Origin of the sequence: Rhizobium freirei PRF 81 (assembly GCF_000359745.1) — a bacterium.
In the GTDB taxonomy this organism is placed as follows: Bacteria; Pseudomonadota; Alphaproteobacteria; order Rhizobiales; family Rhizobiaceae; genus Rhizobium; species Rhizobium freirei.
This window is the reverse complement of record NZ_AQHN01000077.1, coordinates 59,934-79,874: the sequence shown is the minus strand read 5'-3', so window position 1 is coordinate 79,874 and position 19,941 is coordinate 59,934. Positions and strand designations below refer to the sequence as shown.

The 19,941-nt window shown below is 60.0% G+C and carries 18 protein-coding genes; 11 read left to right on the top strand and 7 right to left on the bottom strand.

The features are described from left to right. Positions 1-158 precede the first annotated feature (158 nt). The 3 genes from RHSP_RS20870 to RHSP_RS20860 form a co-directional block, all read right to left on the bottom strand. Positions 159-1,472 (bottom strand): L,D-transpeptidase family protein, encoded by a 1,314-nt coding sequence (locus RHSP_RS20870; protein WP_037153460.1) that lies wholly within the window; start codon positions 1,470-1,472, stop codon positions 159-161. 614 nt (positions 1,473-2,086) lie between these two features. Further along, positions 2,087-2,602, bottom strand: coding sequence for a transcriptional regulator LdtR (ldtR, locus tag RHSP_RS20865; protein ID WP_037153623.1), 516 nt, complete (start codon positions 2,600-2,602; stop codon positions 2,087-2,089). A 133-nt stretch (positions 2,603-2,735) separates the two neighbouring features. Next, a complete protein-coding gene (locus RHSP_RS20860; RefSeq protein ID WP_004122300.1) occupies positions 2,736-3,176 on the bottom strand; it encodes a DUF6163 family protein in 441 nt (146 codons plus the stop codon). A 144-nt stretch (positions 3,177-3,320) separates the two neighbouring features. Here RHSP_RS20860 and hemB point away from each other — a divergent pair, with 144 nt between their 5' ends. The 6 genes from hemB (at position 3,321) to RHSP_RS20830 (ending at position 7,401) form a co-directional block, all read left to right on the top strand. Then, on the top strand, positions 3,321-4,334 hold the full coding sequence (gene hemB, locus RHSP_RS20855) for a porphobilinogen synthase (protein WP_037153452.1): 1,014 nt from the start codon (positions 3,321-3,323) through the stop codon (positions 4,332-4,334). A gap of 88 nt (positions 4,335-4,422) precedes the next feature. After that, on the top strand, positions 4,423-4,881 hold the full coding sequence (locus RHSP_RS20850; RefSeq protein ID WP_004122294.1) for an RDD family protein: 459 nt from the start codon (positions 4,423-4,425) through the stop codon (positions 4,879-4,881). A 182-nt stretch (positions 4,882-5,063) separates the two neighbouring features. After that, positions 5,064-5,843, top strand: a complete 780-nt coding sequence (locus RHSP_RS20845) for an arginyltransferase (RefSeq protein ID WP_004122290.1) — start codon at positions 5,064-5,066, stop codon at positions 5,841-5,843. A gap of 35 nt (positions 5,844-5,878) precedes the next feature. After that, positions 5,879-6,724: a DMT family transporter gene (locus RHSP_RS20840; RefSeq protein WP_004122288.1), complete on the top strand. Its 846-nt coding sequence runs from the start codon at positions 5,879-5,881 to the stop codon at positions 6,722-6,724. A 66-nt stretch (positions 6,725-6,790) separates the two neighbouring features. Continuing rightward, positions 6,791-7,012, top strand: a complete 222-nt coding sequence (locus RHSP_RS20835; RefSeq protein ID WP_004122286.1) for an AbrB/MazE/SpoVT family DNA-binding domain-containing protein — start codon at positions 6,791-6,793, stop codon at positions 7,010-7,012. After that, positions 7,012-7,401 carry a type II toxin-antitoxin system death-on-curing family toxin gene (locus RHSP_RS20830; RefSeq protein ID WP_004122284.1) on the top strand — a complete coding sequence of 130 codons (390 nt, stop codon included), beginning with the start codon at positions 7,012-7,014 and terminating at the stop codon, positions 7,399-7,401. The genes RHSP_RS20835 and RHSP_RS20830 overlap by 1 nt, the downstream gene beginning before the upstream one ends. A 146-nt stretch (positions 7,402-7,547) precedes the next feature. Here RHSP_RS20830 and parC read toward each other — a convergent pair whose 3' ends face one another. Next, entirely contained in the window at positions 7,548-9,803 is a 2,256-nt protein-coding gene (gene parC / locus RHSP_RS20825; protein ID WP_004122282.1) for a DNA topoisomerase IV subunit A, read from the bottom strand. Positions 9,804-10,033: 230 nt separating this feature from the next. Between parC and RHSP_RS20820 the strand changes: the two genes are divergently transcribed. Then, on the top strand, positions 10,034-11,221 hold the full coding sequence (locus RHSP_RS20820; RefSeq protein WP_004122270.1) for a hypothetical protein: 1,188 nt from the start codon (positions 10,034-10,036) through the stop codon (positions 11,219-11,221). A 66-nt stretch (positions 11,222-11,287) separates the two neighbouring features. Here RHSP_RS20820 and RHSP_RS20815 read toward each other — a convergent pair whose 3' ends face one another. After that, positions 11,288-11,944: a TetR/AcrR family transcriptional regulator gene (locus RHSP_RS20815; protein ID WP_200863283.1), complete on the bottom strand. Its 657-nt coding sequence runs from the start codon at positions 11,942-11,944 to the stop codon at positions 11,288-11,290. 66 nt (positions 11,945-12,010) lie between these two features. Here RHSP_RS20815 and RHSP_RS20810 point away from each other — a divergent pair, with 66 nt between their 5' ends. After that, positions 12,011-13,180, top strand: a complete 1,170-nt coding sequence (locus tag RHSP_RS20810) for a serine hydrolase domain-containing protein (protein WP_037153445.1) — start codon at positions 12,011-12,013, stop codon at positions 13,178-13,180. A 74-nt stretch (positions 13,181-13,254) separates the two neighbouring features. Here RHSP_RS20810 and aspS read toward each other — a convergent pair whose 3' ends face one another. Both aspS and RHSP_RS20800 read right to left on the bottom strand, forming a co-directional pair. Beyond that, the gene (aspS, locus tag RHSP_RS20805; RefSeq protein ID WP_004122263.1) at positions 13,255-15,045 is read right to left on the bottom strand and encodes an aspartate--tRNA ligase; all 1,791 of its coding nucleotides are present in this window, start codon (positions 15,043-15,045) and stop codon (positions 13,255-13,257) included. Between the two features lie 395 nt (positions 15,046-15,440). Beyond that, a complete protein-coding gene (locus tag RHSP_RS20800) occupies positions 15,441-15,797 on the bottom strand; it encodes an endonuclease domain-containing protein (RefSeq protein ID WP_004122259.1) in 357 nt (118 codons plus the stop codon). Positions 15,798-15,979: 182 nt separating this feature from the next. Between RHSP_RS20800 and RHSP_RS20795 the strand changes: the two genes are divergently transcribed. The 3 genes from RHSP_RS20795 to RHSP_RS20785 all read left to right on the top strand — a co-directional run bounded on the left by RHSP_RS20795 (position 15,980) and on the right by RHSP_RS20785 (position 19,931). Next, positions 15,980-17,371, top strand: a complete 1,392-nt coding sequence (locus RHSP_RS20795) for a multicopper oxidase family protein (protein ID WP_037153443.1) — start codon at positions 15,980-15,982, stop codon at positions 17,369-17,371. 165 nt (positions 17,372-17,536) lie between these two features. Beyond that, a complete protein-coding gene (rnd, locus tag RHSP_RS20790) occupies positions 17,537-18,682 on the top strand; it encodes a ribonuclease D (protein WP_037153441.1) in 1,146 nt (381 codons plus the stop codon). A gap of 196 nt (positions 18,683-18,878) precedes the next feature. Next, positions 18,879-19,931 carry an adenylate/guanylate cyclase domain-containing protein gene (locus RHSP_RS20785; RefSeq protein ID WP_004122252.1) on the top strand — a complete coding sequence of 351 codons (1,053 nt, stop codon included), beginning with the start codon at positions 18,879-18,881 and terminating at the stop codon, positions 19,929-19,931. Positions 19,932-19,941: the final 10 nt, after the last annotated feature.

Here is a 19,941-nt window from a genome sequence, read left to right as displayed (position 1 = left end):
CGGCCGGAACGGCAATGCAGACGGTATTAGCGTCAGGGTCGCCGGAGAGCAATACGATCAGCGACATTTGCTGGGCATTCTACGCTGAGCGGCGCCGGCCAATGAAAAAGCCGCGCCCGAGGACGCGGCTTCGACAATAATTAAGGGCGAAAGGCCGATTATTGAACCGGCTTTTCCATGCCCTGGGTCGTGTCGAGCGCCAGCTCGGAATTGCCGTCGAGCTGATAGATATCGTCGCGGAACTGGACGATGCCGTCGGCCGCACTCCAGGCGGAGATGTAGACGAAATAGACCGGCACTTCCGTCGCCAGGGTGATCGGCGTGTTGACGCGGCTGGCGATCACCTGCTCGATGTGCTGGCGCGGCCAGCCGGGCGTGTCCATAAGCAGCCAGTTCGTCAGGTCGCGCACGTTCTGAACGCGGACGCAGCCGGAGCTGTCGAAACGCATCAGCTTGTTGAACAGGCCCTGCTCGGGCGTGTCGTGCATGTATTCGTTGTTGGGGTTGTGGAAGTTGATCTTCGTGGACGCCATGGCGTTGGTCTTGCCCGGGTCCTGGCGGAACATCAAATCCGGCGCCTTGTCCGAATTCCAGTCGACCGTCTCCGGCGCGACTTCCTGACCCTTACCGTCGATGAGGCGGATGTTGCTCCGCTTCAGATAGGTCGGATCCTTGCGCATCAGCGGCACGATGTCCTTGGTGACGATAGAACGCGGCGCCGTCCAATATGGGTTGAGGATGACCTCGTAGATCTTCGAATTGATGATGTGCGTCGGGCGGGAGATGCGGCCGACGATCGCCTCGTGGCGCAGCGCCACCTGGCCGTCCTGCACGGCTTCGATATAGGTCGCCGGAATGTTGACCATGACATGGCGGCGGCCGAGATCGGACGGGAACGTCTGCAGGCGAACGAGGTTGGTGTTGAGCTGCTGCAGGCGAACATTGGCGGAAATATTCATCGCCTTCAGCGTGAAGTCGCCGATAACACCATCCGGCGGCAGGCCATGGCGGGCCTGGAAGCGCTTGACGGCGCCGTCGACATAGGAATCGAAGGCCGACGAGACGCCTGCCTCGCGCGGCAGATCGCCGGTGATCATCAGATGCTGGCGCAGCGCCTGCACGGCAGGATCGGTCGCGCCGAGCTGCAGCGACTGCTGGCTGGTCGGGTTGATCTGCGGCCAGCCGCCATTGGCGACGATGCTCTGATATTGAGCAATCGCGCGCTGGATATTCGGTACGGAATCGGGGCCGAGGATCGGCGTGTTGGACAGGACGGCGGCTGCCGTGCGTGCGGCGGCCTTGGCGTCGAACTGATCATCCCAATTGCCACGAGAACGGTCATTGATCAGCGCTTCCAGCGGGGAAGCGTTTTGCGCGAGGGCCGGCGCGGCCAATGCGGCGGCGCCGAACGTTGCGACCGACCGCAAGAAGGAGCGGCGCGAGAATGGTTCAATTCCGTTTTTCTTTGACATATCCCTACCGTTCAACGCTGCGATCCAGTTATGCGCAGCTTAGAGAGGAAGCAGTAAATAGCGCGGTTCGCGCCAAGTAACGCAGCTCAGTATCGATCCGTCCCCTTAAAGTGCCATCAAGAACTTCGCCCCGAACTATCACAATATTGCGAAGCCCAGGCTTGAAGGCAGGAAAATCGGAACTTGAGAACGCCGCTTGCCGTGAGTTTCCGCTGTCACAGTAATATGGCCAATTCGTGTCACCCGGCATGAAACTTGCCCTGTCATACCGCCACGAAAGAAAAGCCATGTTGCGATTGCTAAAATACCACAAGTGCGGGTGGTTCATAGCGTGTATTAACCCGCCGTCAATGGCGCAGACGCCTGGAGCGTTACCTGTGACACAAGGTGAAGGACGGACGTGGCAAAAAGCGCACAATTGCAAGCTGGTAACAGGTTCAAGCCAGACACGCAGGGAACGTGTCCGGCTTGCATGTACCGGAGGGTCTCACGGTTATCCGTCGCCGTTGCTTAAAGCGCGTTGCGATCTTTCAGATTCGCCGTGAGCGCTTTAAGCCTTTGATACTTCGCATGTCGTTATCGCAAAACCGCTGCGCACTTTTGCGCGACATACTTTACAGGCGATACAGGATCTGGTCGTTCCAGAAGCGGTCGAGGCGCTGCAGGAGCTTGTTCATCTGGGTGAATTCGTCGGTGCCAATGCCGCCGACCTTGTCGATCGAGCCGATGTGGCGCTCATAGAGCCTGGCGACCGTTTCGGCGATATCCTGACCGGTTTCCGTCAGGCTAATGCGGACCGAGCGACGGTCGATGCGCGAGCGCTGGTGGTTGATGAAGCCGAGGTCGACCAGCTTCTTGACGTTGTAGGAAACGTTGGAGCCGAGGTAGAAACCGCGCGAGCGCAGTTCGCCGGCCGTCAGCTCAGAATTGCCGATGTTGAAGAGGAGCAGTGCCTGGACGGCGTTGACGTCGTCGCGACCCTGACGGTCGAACTCGTCCTTAATGACATCAAGCAGGCGGCGGTGCAAACGCTCGACCAGGTGGAGGGATTCCATGTAGAGAGCCCGGATATCGTCAACCTGCTGGTCCCGAGCGTTCGCAACTGCCTGCGGCTTGATTTTCGTGTTCATCATGACTTGGCCTCACTCTGTTTTGTTTGGCGGTGTCGTTTTCTTCCCGCCTTGAGTGAGACCCTATCGAATACACATAAAATTCTACTTAAACTGCAGGCTTAACAGCACCTTACCAGGAAGTGTTGCTGTCTCAGGGTAAATCAACCATTACCTGCTGACGACGGCGCCGGCGCTTTTCCTGCCACAGCAGGACGCGGAACAGGCAATAAAGCACGGCGACGCAGGCATGCAAGATCATGATCAGCGGATTGGATCCGAACACCTCCGGCCACAAGCCGTACATCAATCCCTGCCCGCCGGCAGCGAGCACCCACATGACCGGTCCCCAGGATACGGTCAGCCACAATCCGAGGGCCGCGACCGGGAAGACGACGGCAAGCCCGGCGCCCGCCACCTTCCAAGGAAGATTGAGAAGATCGAAGCGGGCATGGCCATCCAGCGAATAGCCGACGAGCATCGCCCAATATTGCAGGCCGAGCCAGAAGCAGGCGATCGCGATCAGCCGCAGGAACAGCACGAACAGGATGTCCGTCAGCGTATTCTTGGGTACGGTCGAAGAATCAGGTTCCATGCGCGAACAATACGTAGGAGGCTCATGCCTCGCCAGAGAGATCTTGGCTGCGGCCTTTCGCCCGCTTTTGAATTCTGGGGACAGCGTGATAGGTACGCTCTCCATATAATAGGCCTTTCATAGACGAAAAAGGATGGCGGCATCATGGAAAACAAGACGCATCTCGTTGACGAGATCACCGGACATCGCCGCATGCGACGCAACCGCAAGGCCGACTGGACGCGCCGCCTCGTGCAGGAAAACCGGCTGACGGTCGACGATCTGATCTGGCCGATCTTTCTCATTCCCGGCACCGGCATCCTGGAGCCCATTCCCGCCATGCCCGGCGTCAACCGCATGACGGTGGACAAGGCCGTGGAAGCGGCGAAGGAAGCGGCCGATCTCGGCATTCCAGCGCTTGCCACCTTCCCGAACATCGAAATGGCGCTGCGCGACGAGACCGGCTCGAACAGCCTCGAGAAGAACAACCTCATCAATCTTGCCAGCGCGGCGATCAAGAAGGCCGTGCCGAACATCGGCGTCATCACCGACGTCGCCCTCGACCCCTTCACCAGTCACGGCCATGACGGCATCCTGCGCGGCAACGAAATCGTCAACGACGAAACGGTCGAGCAGGTGGCGCGGGCGGCGGTCTATCAGGCCGACGCAGGTTCCGACATCATCGCGCCCTCGGAAATGATGGACGGACGCATCGGTGCGATCCGCCAGGCACTCGACGCCGCCGGCCACCAGAACGTCGGCATCATGAGCTATGCGACGAAATTCAGCTCGGCCTTCTACGGCCCCTATCGCGAGGCGATTTCGACCGGCGGCCTGCTGAAGGGCGACAAGAAGACCTATTACATCGATCCGGCCAACGGCACCGAGGCCGTGCGTGACGCCGCGCTCGACGTCGAGGAAGGCGCCGACATGCTGATGGTCAAGCCCGGCCTGCCCTATCTCGATATCTGTTGGCGGCTGAAGGAGGCCTTCGGCCTTCCCACTTTCGCCTATCAGGTCTCCGGCGAATACGCGATGATCAAGGCCGCGGCCGCCAACGGATGGATCGACGGCGACAAGGTAATGCTCGAAACCCTGCTTGCCTTCAAGCGCGCCGGCTGTGACGGCATCCTCACCTATTTTGCGATGGATGTGGCAAGGCAGCTGGCGAAAAAATAGTTTCAAACCGCGCGCCGGTGGCCTGCTTATTGTATTTGCAGGCCCGGATACCATATGTTCGGCAAATGTTTCCCCAAGGAGGAAAACGATGAGCCTGAACCCCAGCCCGCTTTACGCAGCACCGGATGACTGGCGCGCCTATAGTGGCGTGCTGAGCCGGCGCGTCTTCGCCTTCATCGTCGATTATATCATCGTCGCCCTGCTCTGCATTCCCGCGGCGGTGCTGTTGTTCTTCGTGTCGATCCTGACGTTTGGGCTCGGTTTCGTCCTCTATCCGGTGCTCTTCATCCTTGTCGCAGGACTATATTTCGGCTGGACGCTCGGCGGCCCCTATCAGGCTTCGCTCGGCATGCGTGCCATGGGTATCACCATGGTGCGGGTCGACAGCCGCCGCATGGACTTCCTGATGGCGATCGTGCATCTCGCGCTGTTCTGGATTCTGAACTCGGTGCTGACGCCGCTGATCCTGCTGGCAGGCCTCTTCACCGACCGCAGCCGCCTGATCCATGACCTGCTGCTTGGCACGGTCATCGCCCGCACGGCATAAAACCAAGGCAACCCATTACGCGATGTGAATTCCCTGCAGCACCGATTGGTGCGCAGGGTGGTATTCTCTTGTCCGGTCAATTAGGAAACTGTGATCTTTAGCAAAGGACACAGTTGACGTTTTCCAAACTTGGGCCATGCTTGTGAAAACACTGATGCCGAAAGAAAGGCAATAAACGGCAGATGAATACGCAGTCGACGCCATCTCCGCAGTTTTACCTGACGGCACCGGCTACCTGTCCGTACTTGCCGCATGAGATGGAGCGCAAGGTCTTCACGCACCTTGTCGGCCCACGTGCGGCTGAGATGAACGATATCCTCACCCAGGGCGGCTTCAGACGTTCACAGAACATTGCCTACCGCCCCGCCTGCGAAGCCTGCCGCGCTTGCATATCGGTCCGCATCCTCGCCCATGAATTCGAGGCCACCCGTTCGATGAAGCGCGTGCTGGCAGCAAATAACGACGTCATCGCCACCGAATTCCCGGCACAGCCCTCCAGCGAACAATATTCCCTCTTCCGCCGATACCTCGACTACCGTCACCAGCAGGGCGGCATGTCCGATATGACCGTGCTCGACTATGCGATCATGGTCGAGGACACGCATGTCAACACCCGCATCATCGAATATCGTCGCCGTGAAGAAGGTTCGGGATTGGAACAGCGCCCGAAAGGCGAGCTTCTAGCGGCAGCCTTGACCGACGTGATGAGCGATGGCCTGTCGATGGTCTATTCCTATTTCAATCCCGATCTCGATCAACGCTCGCTCGGCACCTTCATGATCCTCGATCACATCAAGCGGGCAAAGGCGCTGGGACTGCCGCACGTCTACCTCGGCTACTGGGTCAGGGGATCGCGCAAGATGGACTATAAGACACGCTTTCAGCCGCAGGAGCATCTGACCCCCCGCGGCTGGGAGCGGTTCGATCCCGCCATCGACGGCGACAAAGACAACGCCCGCTGAATGTTCGCCAATCTCTCGACCACAGGAAAGGCCTATTGCTGACCACGTTTGGCGGCTTGGTCCTGTCGATGGACATACCGCTGATTCGGCTTTCCAGCGGCGAGGTCTGGTCGGTGCTATCGGCGCGCAGCCTGGCGACCGTCATCGCGGCGGTTGCCGCACTCTTGGTCATCCGCCGCGTCACCGGCTCGGTGCGAAACGTGCTGCCGGGCAGGCTTGGAGTTCCTGTCGGCTTCTTCTATGGTTTGACGACGATCTGCTTTCTTCTCGCCGTCTATTACACGACGGCGGCGAACGTGGTGTTCATCATCGCCCTCAACCCGATGTTCACCGCGCTGCTTTCCTGGATCTTCCTCAAGGAGCGCCCTGCCGTTTCGACCTTCATCACCATGGCGGTCATGATCCTCGGAGTGAGTCTGATCGTTGGGGATGGCATGGAGTCTGGCCATCTGCTGGGCGATGCACTCTCCGTGCTCGCGTCGCTTTCCAGCGCCTGCGCCATCACCATCAGCCGCGCCTCCCGGCGGGATATGGGCTTTGCCCCGCTGCTGGCCGCCGCCCTTCCTGCTGTCGTCGGACTCTATCACATGCTGCCGACCGGCTTTTCCATCGATCATCCCGGCTGGATCCTCCTCGATGGCGGCGTGCTGATGCCCCTCTCCTTCTGGTGCCTTGCGACAGGCACACGCTTTCTCACTGCGCCGGAAGTCGCAATGTTCTATCTCTTGGAAACGATCCTGGCGCCGATCTGGGTCTGGCTGATCTTCGCCGAGGCGCCCGCCAACATGACGCTCGCCGGCGGCGCGATACTGATCCTGGCGCTCGCCGCTCATTCGCTGTGGCAGGCGCGGGTGAAGGCGAGAGCGGCGTTGGCAGCGTAGGCCCTTGCGCATTGAAGCAATAAGCATCCTATGTTATAACTTGGTTATTACATGGAGAGCCAGGACATGAACGTCACCATCCGCAAAATCGGTAATTCCGAAGGCGTTATCATTCCGAAGGAAGTTCTCGACCAGCTGGGGCTCGGCGCTGGCGACACATTGGAACTCAGCCTCAAAGATGGTGGACTGCTCATGCAGCCAACCGACGCTGATTTTGCGCGTCAGATAGAACACGCACAACGTTTCATGGATCAGTATAAAGTGGCACTCAAGAAGCTGGCGGAGTAATGCCGTTTATTTTCCTGACTAGGCCACTCATCGAACAATTGCACAAGATGCAGATCAAAAGGTTCGGCGGCTCCTATGGCTTGCGAGACGAAGGTTCCCTCGAATCCGCCTTGGCACGCCCGATTAACAAAGCCCGATACGGCAGCGACGATATCATCGAACTGGCGGCGGCCTATCTATTTGGGTTGGTGAAAAACCATGCCTTCATAGATGGCAACAAACGCATCGCCATCGTCGCGACGGCGGTCTTTCTCATGGACAACGGCCACCGAATTCAAACGACGGACGCCAATCTTTACAGCTTCGTCGTAGCAGTGGCCGCCGGAGAAATCGATGAAGAGGGAGCGACACATTTCCTGCGAGACGTCTGCGTTCCCTGCAGTGATTGAATCGCTCAGGCACCGACCATCCCTGTCAAGGCTGAGGCTCTTCACCGTTCAGACGACCTGCCACCCGGCCCTTCGCTAGGGCTCAGGGCGTTCGTCGCTGCGATCGACCCACTGGGTCGATCGCTCGGTCTTCGCCCGACCGCTCCTCACCCCGAAAACCTGCCGCTTCTGGGGAAGCCCTTCGGCACGCCGCGGCCTGCACCGGCGCGGTCGCCGAGCCATTCCGTCAGTTCGTCCTTGGTCTTGGTGAAGGTGCGGCCGGCGCTGTCTTCCCAGGTCAGGCCATCGGCGATCACGAAGCAGCGGATGTCGGAAATGCCGCCATCCTTGTATTTCTGAAGACGCACGCCCTTGCCGCGCGACATTTCGGGAACCTGCGACAGCGGGAAGAGGACCATCTTGCGGTTCTCGCCGACAACGGCGACGTGATCGCCGGAAACCGGCACCAGAAGCTTCGTCTCGTCGGGATAGGAGACGTTCATGATCTGCTTGCCCTTGCGGGTATTGGCAACCAGTTCCGCTTCGGCGACGATGAAGCCATTGCCCGCCGTCGACGCGATCAGCTGCTTGCGCTGGGAATCGTGGACGAAGGCCGTCAGCACGTCCTGATCGTTTTCCATATCGACCATGATGCGCAAGGGCTCGCCGTGACCGCGCCCGCCGGGCAGCTTGTCGCCGCCGAGCGTGTAGGCCTTGCCGCCCGTCGTCATGATCAGGATCTTGTCCGTCGTCTGGGCCGGGAAGGCAACCTTCAGCCCATCGCCTTCCTTGAAGGTGAGCGATGCAGTGTCGGAAATATGGCCCTTCAGAGCGCGGATCCATCCCTTTTCCGAGACGACGACCGTGATCGGCTCCTTCTCGATCATCGCCTGCTGAATGGCGGCATCGTCGGCTTCGGGTGCTTCGGCAAACTGCGTGCGGCGGCGGCCGATCTCGGTCGCCTTGGCGAATTTCTTCTTCACCTCGCCGATTTCCCAGGACACTGTCTGCCACTGCTTCTCTTCCGAGGCGAGCAGCGCCTCGATATCGGCCTTCTCCTTGGTCAAGCCGTCGAATTCCTTACGGATCTCGAACTCTTCCAGCTTACGCAAGGAGCGCAGCCGCATGTTGAGGATCGCCTCGACCTGATTATCCGTGAGGCCGAACCGCTCCATCATGACGGGCTTCGGTTCATCCTCCTCGCGGATGATGGCGATGACCTCATCGATGTTGAGATAGGCAATCAGCAAGCCGCCGAGGATTTCGAGCCGCTTTTCGATGGCGGCAAGCCGGAAGCGCGAGCGGCGCAGCAAGACTTCGCGACGGTGATCCAGCCACTCCTTCAGCACCTCGTTCAGTGCCATGACCTTCGGAATGCGGCCCATGGACAGGACGTTCATATTGAGCGGGAAGCGGCTTTCCAGCTCCGTCAGCTTGAACATCGATTCCATCAGGATCGTTGCGTCGACTGTGCGGCTCTTCGGCACGAGAACGACACGGATATCCTCGGCGGATTCGTCGCGAATGTCCTCAAGCAGCGGCAGTTTGCGCGCCAGCAAAAGCTCGGCGATCTTTTCGATCAGGCGCGACTTCTGCACCTGGAAGGGGATTTCCGTGACGACGATCTGGTAGCCACCGCGGCCGAGATCCTCGATCTCCCATTTAGACCGGACACGGAAGCCGCCGCGGCCGGTCTTGTAGCTTTCGATGATGCTCCGGCGATCGTCGATAATGATGCCACCGGTCGGAAAGTCCGGGCCTGGAATATAGAGTTCCACCAGTTTCTCGACGGTGGCCTCGCGATCCTTGATCAGATGCAGCGCGGCGTCGCAGAGTTCATGGGCATTGTGTGAGGGGATCGAGGTCGCCATGCCGACGGCAATCCCGGAGGAACCGTTGGCGAGCAGATTGGGGAAAGCGCCCGGCAGCACGATCGGTTCGGAATTGGATTCATCGTAGGTATCGCGGAAATCCACCGCATCCTGGTCGATGCCTTCGAGCAGCAGTTCGGAGACCGCCGTCATCTTGGATTCGGTGTAACGCATTGCGGCGGGGCTATCGCCATCAATGTTGCCGAAATTGCCCTGGCCGTTGACCAGCGTGTAGCGCTGCGAGAAATCCTGCGCCAGGCGCGCCAGCGCATCGTAGATCGATTGGTCGCCATGAGGATGATAGTTACCCATCACCTCGCCGACGATCTTGGCGCATTTGCGGAAAGCGGCGTTGGGGCGAAGCCCCATCTCGCTCATCGCATAAACGATACGGCGATGCACCGGCTTCAGCCCGTCGCGGACGTCGGGAAGCGCGCGCTGCGTAATCGTCGACAAAGCATAGGCCAGGTAGCGCTCTTCGAGCGCGGCCTTCAGATCGACCGGAAGGATATTGTCGCCATCGCCGGACGGCGGAGTAAGATTTTTTCCCATGGCTCTTGACTATCGGAGATGGCGATTCCCGGCAAGAAATCAGCCGAAAGCACCTGTGGATGAAGACGGCTCCGGCGCCTTTCAACGCCGATGCACACAGATTTTTGCTGCGCTTGCACACAAGCCTCTTTGTCATTGGATTTTTGGAGAAAGATCAATATAAATCGCCGCAGTACACGCTCAATATGTACGCCCCCGCCGACACACCGGCTTAACGAGGAAACGCCATCATGACTTTCTATCGGACCACGCGGTTGATGCTGAGCAGCGCCGCCATCCTGTCTTTCGCCAGCTCAGCCTTCGCGCTTGACGGCAATGACCTGCTGAAGAAGATCAACGACGTTTACGGCCAGCAGGGCGGCTCGATAGCCGCCGAAGGTATCGATATCGACGGCAGCACCGTGACGCTGAAGGGCGCCACCGTCAAGGCAGCCGGTATGGACGCCAGCATTCCGCTCGGCGACATCACCATGGACGGCGTCGAAGAAAAAGACGGCGGCTACACGATCGAAGAGATCGATTTCGCCGATGTCGATTTCGATAAGGATGGTGCTGCCGTTTCCGCTACCGACCTCAAGCTGAACGGCGTCGAGATCCCGGCGGATACGAGCAAGGGCGACCTCGGCTCGCTCCTTTACTACAAGAGCGCCCATGCCGGCGCCGTGTCGGTTACCAAGGACGACGCCGAAGTGTTCTCGATCGAGGGCGCCGACGCCACCATGAACAAGCGCGGCGACAAGTCTGGCATCGACTTCGACGCCAAGATCAACGGCATCAAGGCCGATCTCAGCAAGGTCGACGATCCGAAGGCCAAGGAAGCGATCGAAGCACTCAAGCTGCAGCAGATCGACGGCACCGTCGCCATGAAGGGCAGCTGGGAAATCGGTCCCGGCACCATCGACGTCAGCGAATATTCCTTCGACTTCAAGGATATCGGCAAGCTGAACCTGGCCTTCAGCATTTCCGGCTACACGCCTGCATTTGCAAAGTCCATGCAGGAAGCGCTTAAGACGGTTCGCTCCAACCCGAACCAGCAGGAAGCACAGCAGTCGGCCGGTCTCGCCATGCTCGGCCTGCTTCAGCAGCTGACCTTCAATAGCGCCAAGATCCGCTTCGACGACGCGTCGATCACTGGACGCGCGCTTGATTTCGCCGGCAAGCAGCAGGGCGTCAGCGGCAAGCAGCTGGCGGACACTTTGAAGGCGATGACACCGATCATGATGGCGCAGCTCAACGTTCCGGAACTGCAGAACGCCGTCTCGAGCGCCGTCAACGCCTATCTCGACAATCCGAAGAGCCTGACGGTCACGGCCGCCCCCGGCAAGCCGGTTCCGGTTCCGATGATCATCGGCGCCGCCATGGGCGCTCCGCAGTCGATCCCGCAGGTCATCGGCCTGAAGGTTTCGTCGAACGACTAAGCGACCGTTCGTCCAAGCATCCGGAAACCCGGCGATCTCGGTCGCCGGGTTTTTCTTTTCCCTGATTCAGCTATCGCGCGGCAGCTGGTATTTCCTGAGCTCGCTCAGCGCATGGGACATCAGAGCAAGCAGTTCCGCCGTCGTTGCGCCATCCCGCGCCTGAACGGACATGCCCTGCACGATGGCGCCTAGAAAGCGGGCAAGCGAGCGAGGGTCGGCATCCGGCCGCATGTCGCCTTCGGCGATGCCGCGCTCGATGCGTTTGGCGAAGATATCCAGCGACTGAAGGCGCATGGACGCGACGTGATGAGCGACCGGCTCGTTCTCCTCGGCGCAATTCAATACCGCCGTCGATATCATGCAGCCTTTCGGATGTTCCGGCGCTGTGAAGATCTTGGCGGAATTCATCAGAAAGCGCTCGAAGGCGGCAACCGTATCCAGCTTGTCCTGAAAGGGGTTGCCGGGCTCTGCCCGAGGCATCCGTCGATATTGTTCAAGCGTCTCGCGATAGAGCTCCGCCTTTGAGTTGAAGGCCGCATAGAGGCTCTGCGGCGTGATCCCCATCGCCGCCGTCAGATCGGCGATCGAGGAGCCGTCATAGCCATGCTTCCAGAACGTGTCCCGCGCGGCGGCAAGAACCGTCTCGCGATCGAATGCGGGCGGGCGTCCACGCTTCCGCGGCGAAGAATTTTTCGTCTCCTGCTCATTTTTCACAATAGTCACTCTAGAAATAATCTCCGACTTGATTTATTCAGGAATGGTCATTGTGATTATACAAGGTTTTGTCCCATGAGTCTTCCCCTGGAAAATTCCGCCCGACCGAGCCGCGGTATCGCTGCCACAGGCCTCGATGCAGCGATTGATTCCGCCCTGGCGGACAAGAGGCTGGTCGGAGCCGTGGTCCTGGTCGCCCGGGACGGAGAGCTTGTCTATGCCCGCGCCGCGGGCCTGGCTGATCGTGAAAACAAAATGGCGACACGGGAAGATACCATCTTCCGCCTTGCCTCCGTCACCAAGCCGATCGTCGCCATCACGGCCATGCGCCTCGTCGAACAGGGCCGCATCGGGCTCGACGACCCGATCACCAAATGGCTGCCCGAGTTCCGGCCGCGCCTGCCTGATGGAGCCGAAGCCGTCATCCGCATCCGGCATCTCCTCACGCACACGTCGGGGCTGGGCTACTCGTTCGCGGAAGAACAGGACGGCCCCTATCATCGCGCCGGCGTATCCGACGGCCTGGACACGCCGGGCCGGTCGCTGGACGACAACCTCAAGCGCCTCGCCAGCGCTCCCCTCCTTTTTGCCCCCGGTGAAAGCTGGCGTTATTCGCTGGCGATGGATGTGCTCGGCGGCATTATCGAGAAGGAAACCGGCGGCGCGCTCGGCGATGCCGTCGCCGATCTGGTGATGAAGCCGCTCGGCCTGTCCGACACGGCCTTCTCGGTCCGGGATCGTCGCCGCCTGGCAGCCGCCTATGTGAATGGCGCTCCCGAACCGCAACGGATGGGGGACGAGGCGACCCTCCCGATCCTCGACGGCATGATCCGCTTCGTGCCGGGCAGGATTTTCGATCCGGCGTCCTATCACTCCGGCGGCGCCGGCATGGCCGGTACGGCAAGCGACGTGCTTGCCATTCTGGAAACCGTGCGCAAAGGCGGCGCGCCGCTGCTGTCGGCCGATACGGTGAAGGTGATGATGGCCGATCAGGCAGGCGGCAATATGCAGACGCAGCAAGCCGGCTTCGGCTTCGGCTTTGGCTGGTCCGTCGTTGCCGATCCTGGTGTGGCGCAAGTCCCCTTCTCGGCAGGCACGATCAAATGGGGCGGCGTCTACGGCCACAGCTGGTTCGTCGATGCCGAAAAGGGCCTGACGGTGGTCGCTCTGACCAACACGACTCTCGAGGGCATGTGGGGGCAGTTCACGACCGATCTCGCCAAAGCGGTTTATGCCGGGATCTAACTGACACCGTCATGCCAAACAAAAACCCGGCGATTTCGGTCGCCGGGTTTTGTGTTTCAACAAGCCTGAAAGCCTCAGTCCTTCTTGACTGGCGGGATCAGGCGGATTGCCAGCTCGCGCAGCTGCGTCGGCGTTGCGGCCGAGGGAGCGCCCATCAGCAGATCCTGTGCCTGCTGGTTCATCGGGAACAGCGAGATCTCGCGCAGGTTCTTGGCGCCGACCAGCAGCATGACGATACGGTCGATACCGAAGGCCGCGCCACCGTGCGGAGGCGCGCCGTATTGGAACGCGCGGTAGAGGCCGCCGAAGCGCTCTTCGACGTCAGCCTGGCTGAGGCCGACCTTTTCGAAGGCGGCGACCATCGTCTCCGGCGACTGGTTACGGATTGAACCCGAAGCGATTTCGAAGCCGTTGCAGACGGCGTCGTACTGGAATGCCTTGATCGTCAGCGGATCCTGGTTCTGCAGCGCCTCAAGACCACCCTGCGGCATCGAGAACGGGTTGTGCGCGAAATCGACCTTCTTTTCTTCCTCGCTCCATTCGAAGAACGGGAAGTCGACGATCCAGCAAAGCTCGAAACGGTCGCGATCGACCAGGTTCAGCTCTTCGCCGGCCCTGGTGCGGGCTTCACCGGCAAACTTGTAGAACTTGGAGGGGTCGCCGGCGACGAAGAAGCAGGCGTCACCGTCATCGAGGCCGAGCTGGGTGCGGATCGCATCCGTGCGCTCTTCGCCGATGTTCTTGGCGAGCGGACCGGCGCCTTCGAGCTTCTCGCCTTCCTTGCGCCAGAAGATGTAGCCGAGGCCCGGCTGGCCCTGGCTCTGCGCCCAGGCGTTCATACGATCGCAGAAAGCGCGTGAACCGCCGGTCTTGGCCGGGATCGCCCAGACTTCAACCTTCGGGTTGGAGGCGATCATGTTGGCGAAGACCTTGAAGCCCGAGCCGGTGAAATGCTCGGTGACGGCTTCCATGACGATCGGGTTGCGCAGGTCCGGCTTGTCGGAGCCATACTTGCGGATGGCGACGTCATAGGGGATACGCGGCCATTCCTTGGTGACCGGCTTGCCTTCGGCAAACTCTTCGAACACCTGGGTCATGAGCGGAGCCATCGTGTCCCAGACGTCTTCCTGTGTCACGAAGCTCATTTCGAGGTCGAGCTGGTAGAATTCGCCCGGCAGACGGTCGGCACGCGGGTCCTCGTCACGGAAGCACGGCGCGATCTGGAAATAGCGGTCGAAACCGGCAACCATCAGCAGCTGCTTGTACTGCTGTGGCGCCTGCGGCAGCGCGTAGAAGGTGCCGGGGTGAATACGGCTCGGCACGAGAAAGTCGCGCGCGCCTTCCGGCGAAGAGGCCGTCAGGATCGGGGTCGTGTATTCGGTGAAGCCGACTTCGCCCATGTGGCGGCGCATCGAGGAGATAACCTGCGTGCGCTTGACGATGTTGCGGTGCAGCGTGTCGCGGCGAAGATCGAGGAAGCGATACTTCAGGCGCACGTCTTCCGGATAGTCCGGCTCGCCGAAGACGGGCAGCGGCAGCTCCTTGGCGGCGGAGAGCACTTCGATCTCCCGGGCGTAAAGCTCGATCTCGCCGGTCGGCATGTTCTTGTTGACGGTGTCTTCCGTACGGGCCTTTACCAGACCGTCGATACGGATGACCCATTCGCCGCGAACGGTTTCAGCAAGCTTGAAAGCCGGAGAATCGGGGTCGGCGACGACCTGGGTAATGCCGTAGTGATCGCGCAGGTCGATGAACAGCACGCCGCCATGATCTCGGACGCGATGAACCCAGCCGGAGATGCGGACGGTCGAACCGACGTCGGACTTGCGCAGGGCGGCGCATGTGTGGCTGCGATAGCGATGCATAGTATATATCCTGGACTTGGCGGGCGGCGGCGAAAGGACATGCAAGCCCCTCGCCTGCCGACGAGAAAATCGGGCGGAAAAGCGCATGGCGCGCCCGATTTGTCAAGGCTCGAACGCGCAGCCCATCTCGCCCCCGGCGGGCGAGAAAGCAATTTCTTACATTTAGCCGCAAGGCTAAGTGTTAGAAATTGCAAGAGAGGGGGAAGGCAGGGACGCAGCCAGCCTTGAAATTGTACAAGCGAGAAGAGGACCCCCGCTCTTGCAATTTCAATGACTTAGAAATTGCGCAAGGCTTCAGAATGCCTTGAAATCCCTGTTTCGCAATTCCTAAACCAGTGAAATTGCTTTCTCGCCCGCCGGGGCGAGATAGGCGCGCGCCAGCTTCATCCTCCCGCTCATTCTCCGCTATTTTTCAACTCTGCCAGAATCGTCAGGCAGACTCCCTCCAGATTCGTCGTCACTTCGTGGTTCCATACTCGTACGATGCGAAAGCCTTGCTTCGAAAAATGCGCATCTCTCGCTAGATCCTTGGTGCTTTCGGCATGTTGCGCACCATCGACCTCAACGATCAGCCTCGCTTTGAAACACACGAAATCAAGAATGTAACCATCGATCGGAACCTGTCGCCGGAACTTGAAGCCTTCAAGCTGGCTCCGGCGTAGCGCTTGCCAAAGCATATTCTCAGCCTTGGTGGCGTCGTGGCGCATTGTTTTGGCGAAGTGGCGCAGCCGATCTGGAACGTTGCGGCGCATGAGCTCTCCCGGTTACCGTTTAGAGAGCATGCAGTTTACCCAATCGCAACGAGAATCATTCGCCACCTCTGCCAGCACCCGCAAGTAGCCGCTGCGGCAGTTTGGCCACCTTGATGCTATTGCTGAACGCCGTAGTCAACTTTAAACAGGCATCCATATCTCGCCACCCCCGGAGCCTGACCATGCCGATCCTCACCCGCCGCAATCTCCTGAAAGCCTCAGCGGTCACCGGTGCCTATGGTGTCGGCCTCGGCATCGCCGGAAAGTTTGCGGGCAGCGCGGCCGCTGCCGAACCGCGCGTGATGAAGACCGCCAAGATCGAGGCAAATCTTGCCGATGGCGGCGCAACCAGGAATGTCCTGACCTATGGCGAAGCCGGCATGCCGCCGGTCGTGCGCATGAAGAAGGACGAGGCTTTCGCGGCCCGGCTGATCAACGGCATCGACGATCCGACGACCATTCACTGGCACGGCATCCGCCTTCCGAACAATATGGATGGTGTGCCCTTCCTCACCCAGCCCTATGTCTATACCGGCGATCATTTCGACTACGCCTTCACGCCGCCCGATGCCGGCACCTTCTGGTATCATCCCCATTGCAACACGCTGGAGCAGATGGGCCACGGCATGACCGGCGTGATCGTCGTGGACAATCCGAAGGACCCGTCTTTTGATTCGGAAGTGGTGCTCAATCTGCGCGACTGGCGGCTCGGCAGCGACGGTCAGTTCATCACGCAGTTCCGTCCGCGCGATGCGGCAAAGTCCGGCACCTACGGCACGGTGCGGACCGCGAACTGGCAGCAGCAGCCGCAATATGACGCCCCCTCCGGCGGCCTCGTGCGGCTGCGCATCGCGATCACCGATGTCACCCGAATCTATTCCTTTCGCATGGACGGCGCCGAAGCGACCGTGATCGCGATCGACGGCAATCCCGTGCCGCAGCGTTTCCCACTTGATGTCCTGCAGCTCGGGCCGGGCCAACGGCTGGAGCTGGCCGTGCGCATGCCGGACACCGAGGGTGGGATCGTCAAGCTTGAGGATATCAAGGGCACCGACCCGAAGGTGCTGGCGACACTGAGCGCGGTGGGCTCCTCGCTGAAGCGCGATGTCCGCGACCTGGCATCTCTCGAAGACAATCCGGTCAAGAAGGCCGATCTCGGGTCGGCGACCCGCATTCCTCTGGCTCTCAGCGCCACGGCGGAAAACAGAGCCGACAACAGCATTTGCGGCTCGCTCGGCTACAGTTTCTGGGCGATCAACAAGGTGCCGTGGCCAGGCGACACGCCCGATCCGACCGCGCCGCTTGCCGATCTCAAGCTCGGCAAGAGCTATATCATCGATATGGAGAACCTGACGCCGCACAGCCACCCGATCCACCTTCACGGAATGAGCTTTACGGTCGTCTCCTCTTCGACACGGCAGGTTCAGCCGTTCGTATCCGACACCTATCTCATTCAGCCGGACGAAAAGGTGCAGCTCGCCTTCGTCGCCGACAATCCCGGCGACTGGCTTCTGCATTGCCATATCATCGAACATCAGAAGACCGGCATGACCAGCTACTTCCGTGTGGCCTAGCGAAAAGCCTTGGGCCGCTCTCCGCACGCGTCGAAGCGGCATCATGTTTAGGCCAATTTCAGACAAAAGCGAAATGCGGCCTGAGCTTTGCTCGTGAAAGTATTGACATATCCGGCTGAAAGGAGAAGGAAGTTAAAGAACTATTTTATCGATGAATGTGTTGAGATGATCGAAACTACCGCCCAATTGGAGGCGGCCTGCCGAGAGCTGGCCAAGTCGGATTTTATTACCATCGATACCGAATTCCTGCGAGAAACGACCTTCTGGCCGGAGCTGTGTTTGATACAGATGGCAAGCCCGACCACCGAAGTTTTAGTCGACCCGCTCGCCAAGGGGCTGGATCTGACGCCCTTTTTCGAGCTGATGGCCAATCCTTCCGTGCTGAAGGTTTTTCACGCCGCGCGCCAGGATATCGAAATCATTTTCCATCGCGGCAATCTCATTCCGCATCCGATCTTCGATACGCAGGTCGCGGCGATGGTGTGCGGCTTTGGGGATTCCGTCTCCTACGACCAGCTCGTCAGCCGCATCAAGAATGTTCACATCGACAAGTCCTCGCGCTTCACCGACTGGAGCCGGCGGCCGCTCTCGGAAAAGCAGCTGGATTACGCGCTCGCCGACGTGACCCATCTGCGTGACGTCTATCTTTCGCTTGCTGAGCAGCTGAAGCGCGAGGGGCGCGCTTCCTGGCTGCAGGAGGAAATGGCAATTCTCGAAGCGCGCGATACCTATGATCTGCACCCCGACGATGCCTGGCAGCGACTGAAGATGCGGCTGCGCAAGCCGCAGGAACTCGCAGTCCTTAAATATGTGGCCGCATGGCGCGAGCGCGAGGCACGCAATCGCAACGTTCCGCGCGCCCGTGTGCTGAAGGATGATGCGATCTATGAGATCGCCCAGCAGCAGCCGAAGGATACTGAGGCGCTGGCCCGTTTGCGCACCATCCCGAAAGGTTGGGAACGCTCGGCTGCAGGTAATGCCGTGCTCGAGGCGATCAATGCGGCGCTGGAGTTGCCGAAATCCGAAATGCCGCATCCGCCACGCCATCAACAGGCACCCGAAGGCACCGCTGCGGCTGCCGAACTGCTGAAAGTCCTGCTGAAGCTGATCGCTGAGAAGCATGGCGTCGCACCGAAAGTCATCGCCAACAGCGAGGACCTCGACAAGATCGCTGCCGAGGGTGGGAAGGCGGATGTCGCCGCCCTCACCGGCTGGCGACGTGATCTCTTCGGCGAAACGGCCTTGCAGCTCATTCAGGGGCAGGTGGCCCTACGCTTCGTCGGAAAGCGGATCGAAACAATCACCCTTTAGCCCGGGCGTGACATTCTTCTTCCCGACAGCGCCGCGATTGCGTATGATTCGCGGAAGGAGATGCCCGCGGTCATCACGATTGCGCCGCAAATCTCATGGAATGAACGTCTGATGTAATCGTTTTAATCGATGACGTTCCGGTTTGCCGGCGCAATCCCGCGTCGATGACAGACGTCGCTTCTCGGCGGAAAAGTGAATGGGCATTTTCCATTCGATACGCAACTGGACCCTGACGTCGCTGGTTGTCGCCTCGACCGGCGTCATCTATGGCAAGATTTTCTTTCATGAATCGCCGCTGTATATCGGTGCAGTCTTCGCGCTGTTCTGCGGCATGCCGCTGCTCGCCTTCGAGCGCCGCATGATCCTGCCGCGGCTGAACGTCTGGATGCATCGCCTGCCGACACCGGCCTTTATTCTTTCGGCGCTCATCGTCGATTTCATCCTGATGAGCGTCGGCTATGCCGTGGCGGGCAGCCTGATGAAACTGCTGGGCCTGGTGGACGGCACGTGGGAGCAGCTCACGCTCCTCAAGTTCAACGTCTATCTCTACGCCGTCCTGGTGACCGCCGTCATCATCTTCATCGGCCGGGTGCGGGAGCTGCTGGGCCGCGACGTCTTCCTTAGCCTTTTGACCGGCCGCTACCGTAATCCGACACAGGAGGAGCGCGTTTTCCTGTTCATCGATCTCGTCGGCTCCACCGCCTTTGCGGAGGAACATGGCGACCTCAAGACCCAGGAATTTCTCGGCGCCGTGTTTGCCGCCATGGCCGAGCCCGTGCGCCGGCACAAGGGCGCGATCGACGACTATATCGGCGATGCCGCCATCATCACCTGGCCGCTCCGCCGTGGCATCAAGAACGCCAACTGCGTGCGCTGCGTCTTCAATATCCTCGACGATATCGAAGCGAACTCCGAAACCTGGCTGAAATCCTACGGCAGGGTGCCGCGCCTGCGCGCCGCCCTGCATGGCGGGAGCATCGTCACGGCCGAAATCGGCGTCGACCATCACAAGATCGCCTATTTCGGCGACACGGTGAATACCGTCGCGAGACTGGAGTCGCTCTGCAAGACGCTGGAACGCCAAGTGCTGATTTCGAGCGATCTTGCCAAACGGATCGAGCTTCCCGAAGCGGTCGTCAAGGAAGAGCTCGGCGATCACGCCGTACGCGGGCGCGATCAACACCTCGGAGTGATCGCGCTTCATACGCAGGACCGGCAAGCGCTAAAGGCAATCCGTGGCAGACTGTAAGCAATGCATA

Coding starts and splice junctions, on each gene's coding strand:
- RHSP_RS20870 (WP_037153460.1), bottom strand. CDS start 1,472: ATGTCAAAGAAAAACGGAATTGAACCATTCTCGCGCCGCTCCTTCTTG.
- ldtR (WP_037153623.1), bottom strand. CDS start 2,602: ATGAACACGAAAATCAAGCCGCAGGCAGTTGCGAACGCTCGGGACCAG.
- RHSP_RS20860 (WP_004122300.1), bottom strand. CDS start 3,176: ATGGAACCTGATTCTTCGACCGTACCCAAGAATACGCTGACGGACATC.
- hemB (WP_037153452.1), top strand. CDS start 3,321: ATGGAAAACAAGACGCATCTCGTTGACGAGATCACCGGACATCGCCGC.
- RHSP_RS20850 (WP_004122294.1), top strand. CDS start 4,423: ATGAGCCTGAACCCCAGCCCGCTTTACGCAGCACCGGATGACTGGCGC.
- RHSP_RS20845 (WP_004122290.1), top strand. CDS start 5,064: ATGAATACGCAGTCGACGCCATCTCCGCAGTTTTACCTGACGGCACCG.
- RHSP_RS20835 (WP_004122286.1), top strand. CDS start 6,791: ATGAACGTCACCATCCGCAAAATCGGTAATTCCGAAGGCGTTATCATT.
- RHSP_RS20830 (WP_004122284.1), top strand. CDS start 7,012: ATGCCGTTTATTTTCCTGACTAGGCCACTCATCGAACAATTGCACAAG.
- parC (WP_004122282.1), bottom strand. CDS start 9,803: ATGGGAAAAAATCTTACTCCGCCGTCCGGCGATGGCGACAATATCCTT.
- RHSP_RS20820 (WP_004122270.1), top strand. CDS start 10,034: ATGACTTTCTATCGGACCACGCGGTTGATGCTGAGCAGCGCCGCCATC.
- RHSP_RS20810 (WP_037153445.1), top strand. CDS start 12,011: ATGAGTCTTCCCCTGGAAAATTCCGCCCGACCGAGCCGCGGTATCGCT.
- aspS (WP_004122263.1), bottom strand. CDS start 15,045: ATGCATCGCTATCGCAGCCACACATGCGCCGCCCTGCGCAAGTCCGAC.
- RHSP_RS20800 (WP_004122259.1), bottom strand. CDS start 15,797: ATGCGCCGCAACGTTCCAGATCGGCTGCGCCACTTCGCCAAAACAATG.
- RHSP_RS20795 (WP_037153443.1), top strand. CDS start 15,980: ATGCCGATCCTCACCCGCCGCAATCTCCTGAAAGCCTCAGCGGTCACC.
- rnd (WP_037153441.1), top strand. CDS start 17,537: ATGATCGAAACTACCGCCCAATTGGAGGCGGCCTGCCGAGAGCTGGCC.
- RHSP_RS20785 (WP_004122252.1), top strand. CDS start 18,879: ATGGGCATTTTCCATTCGATACGCAACTGGACCCTGACGTCGCTGGTT.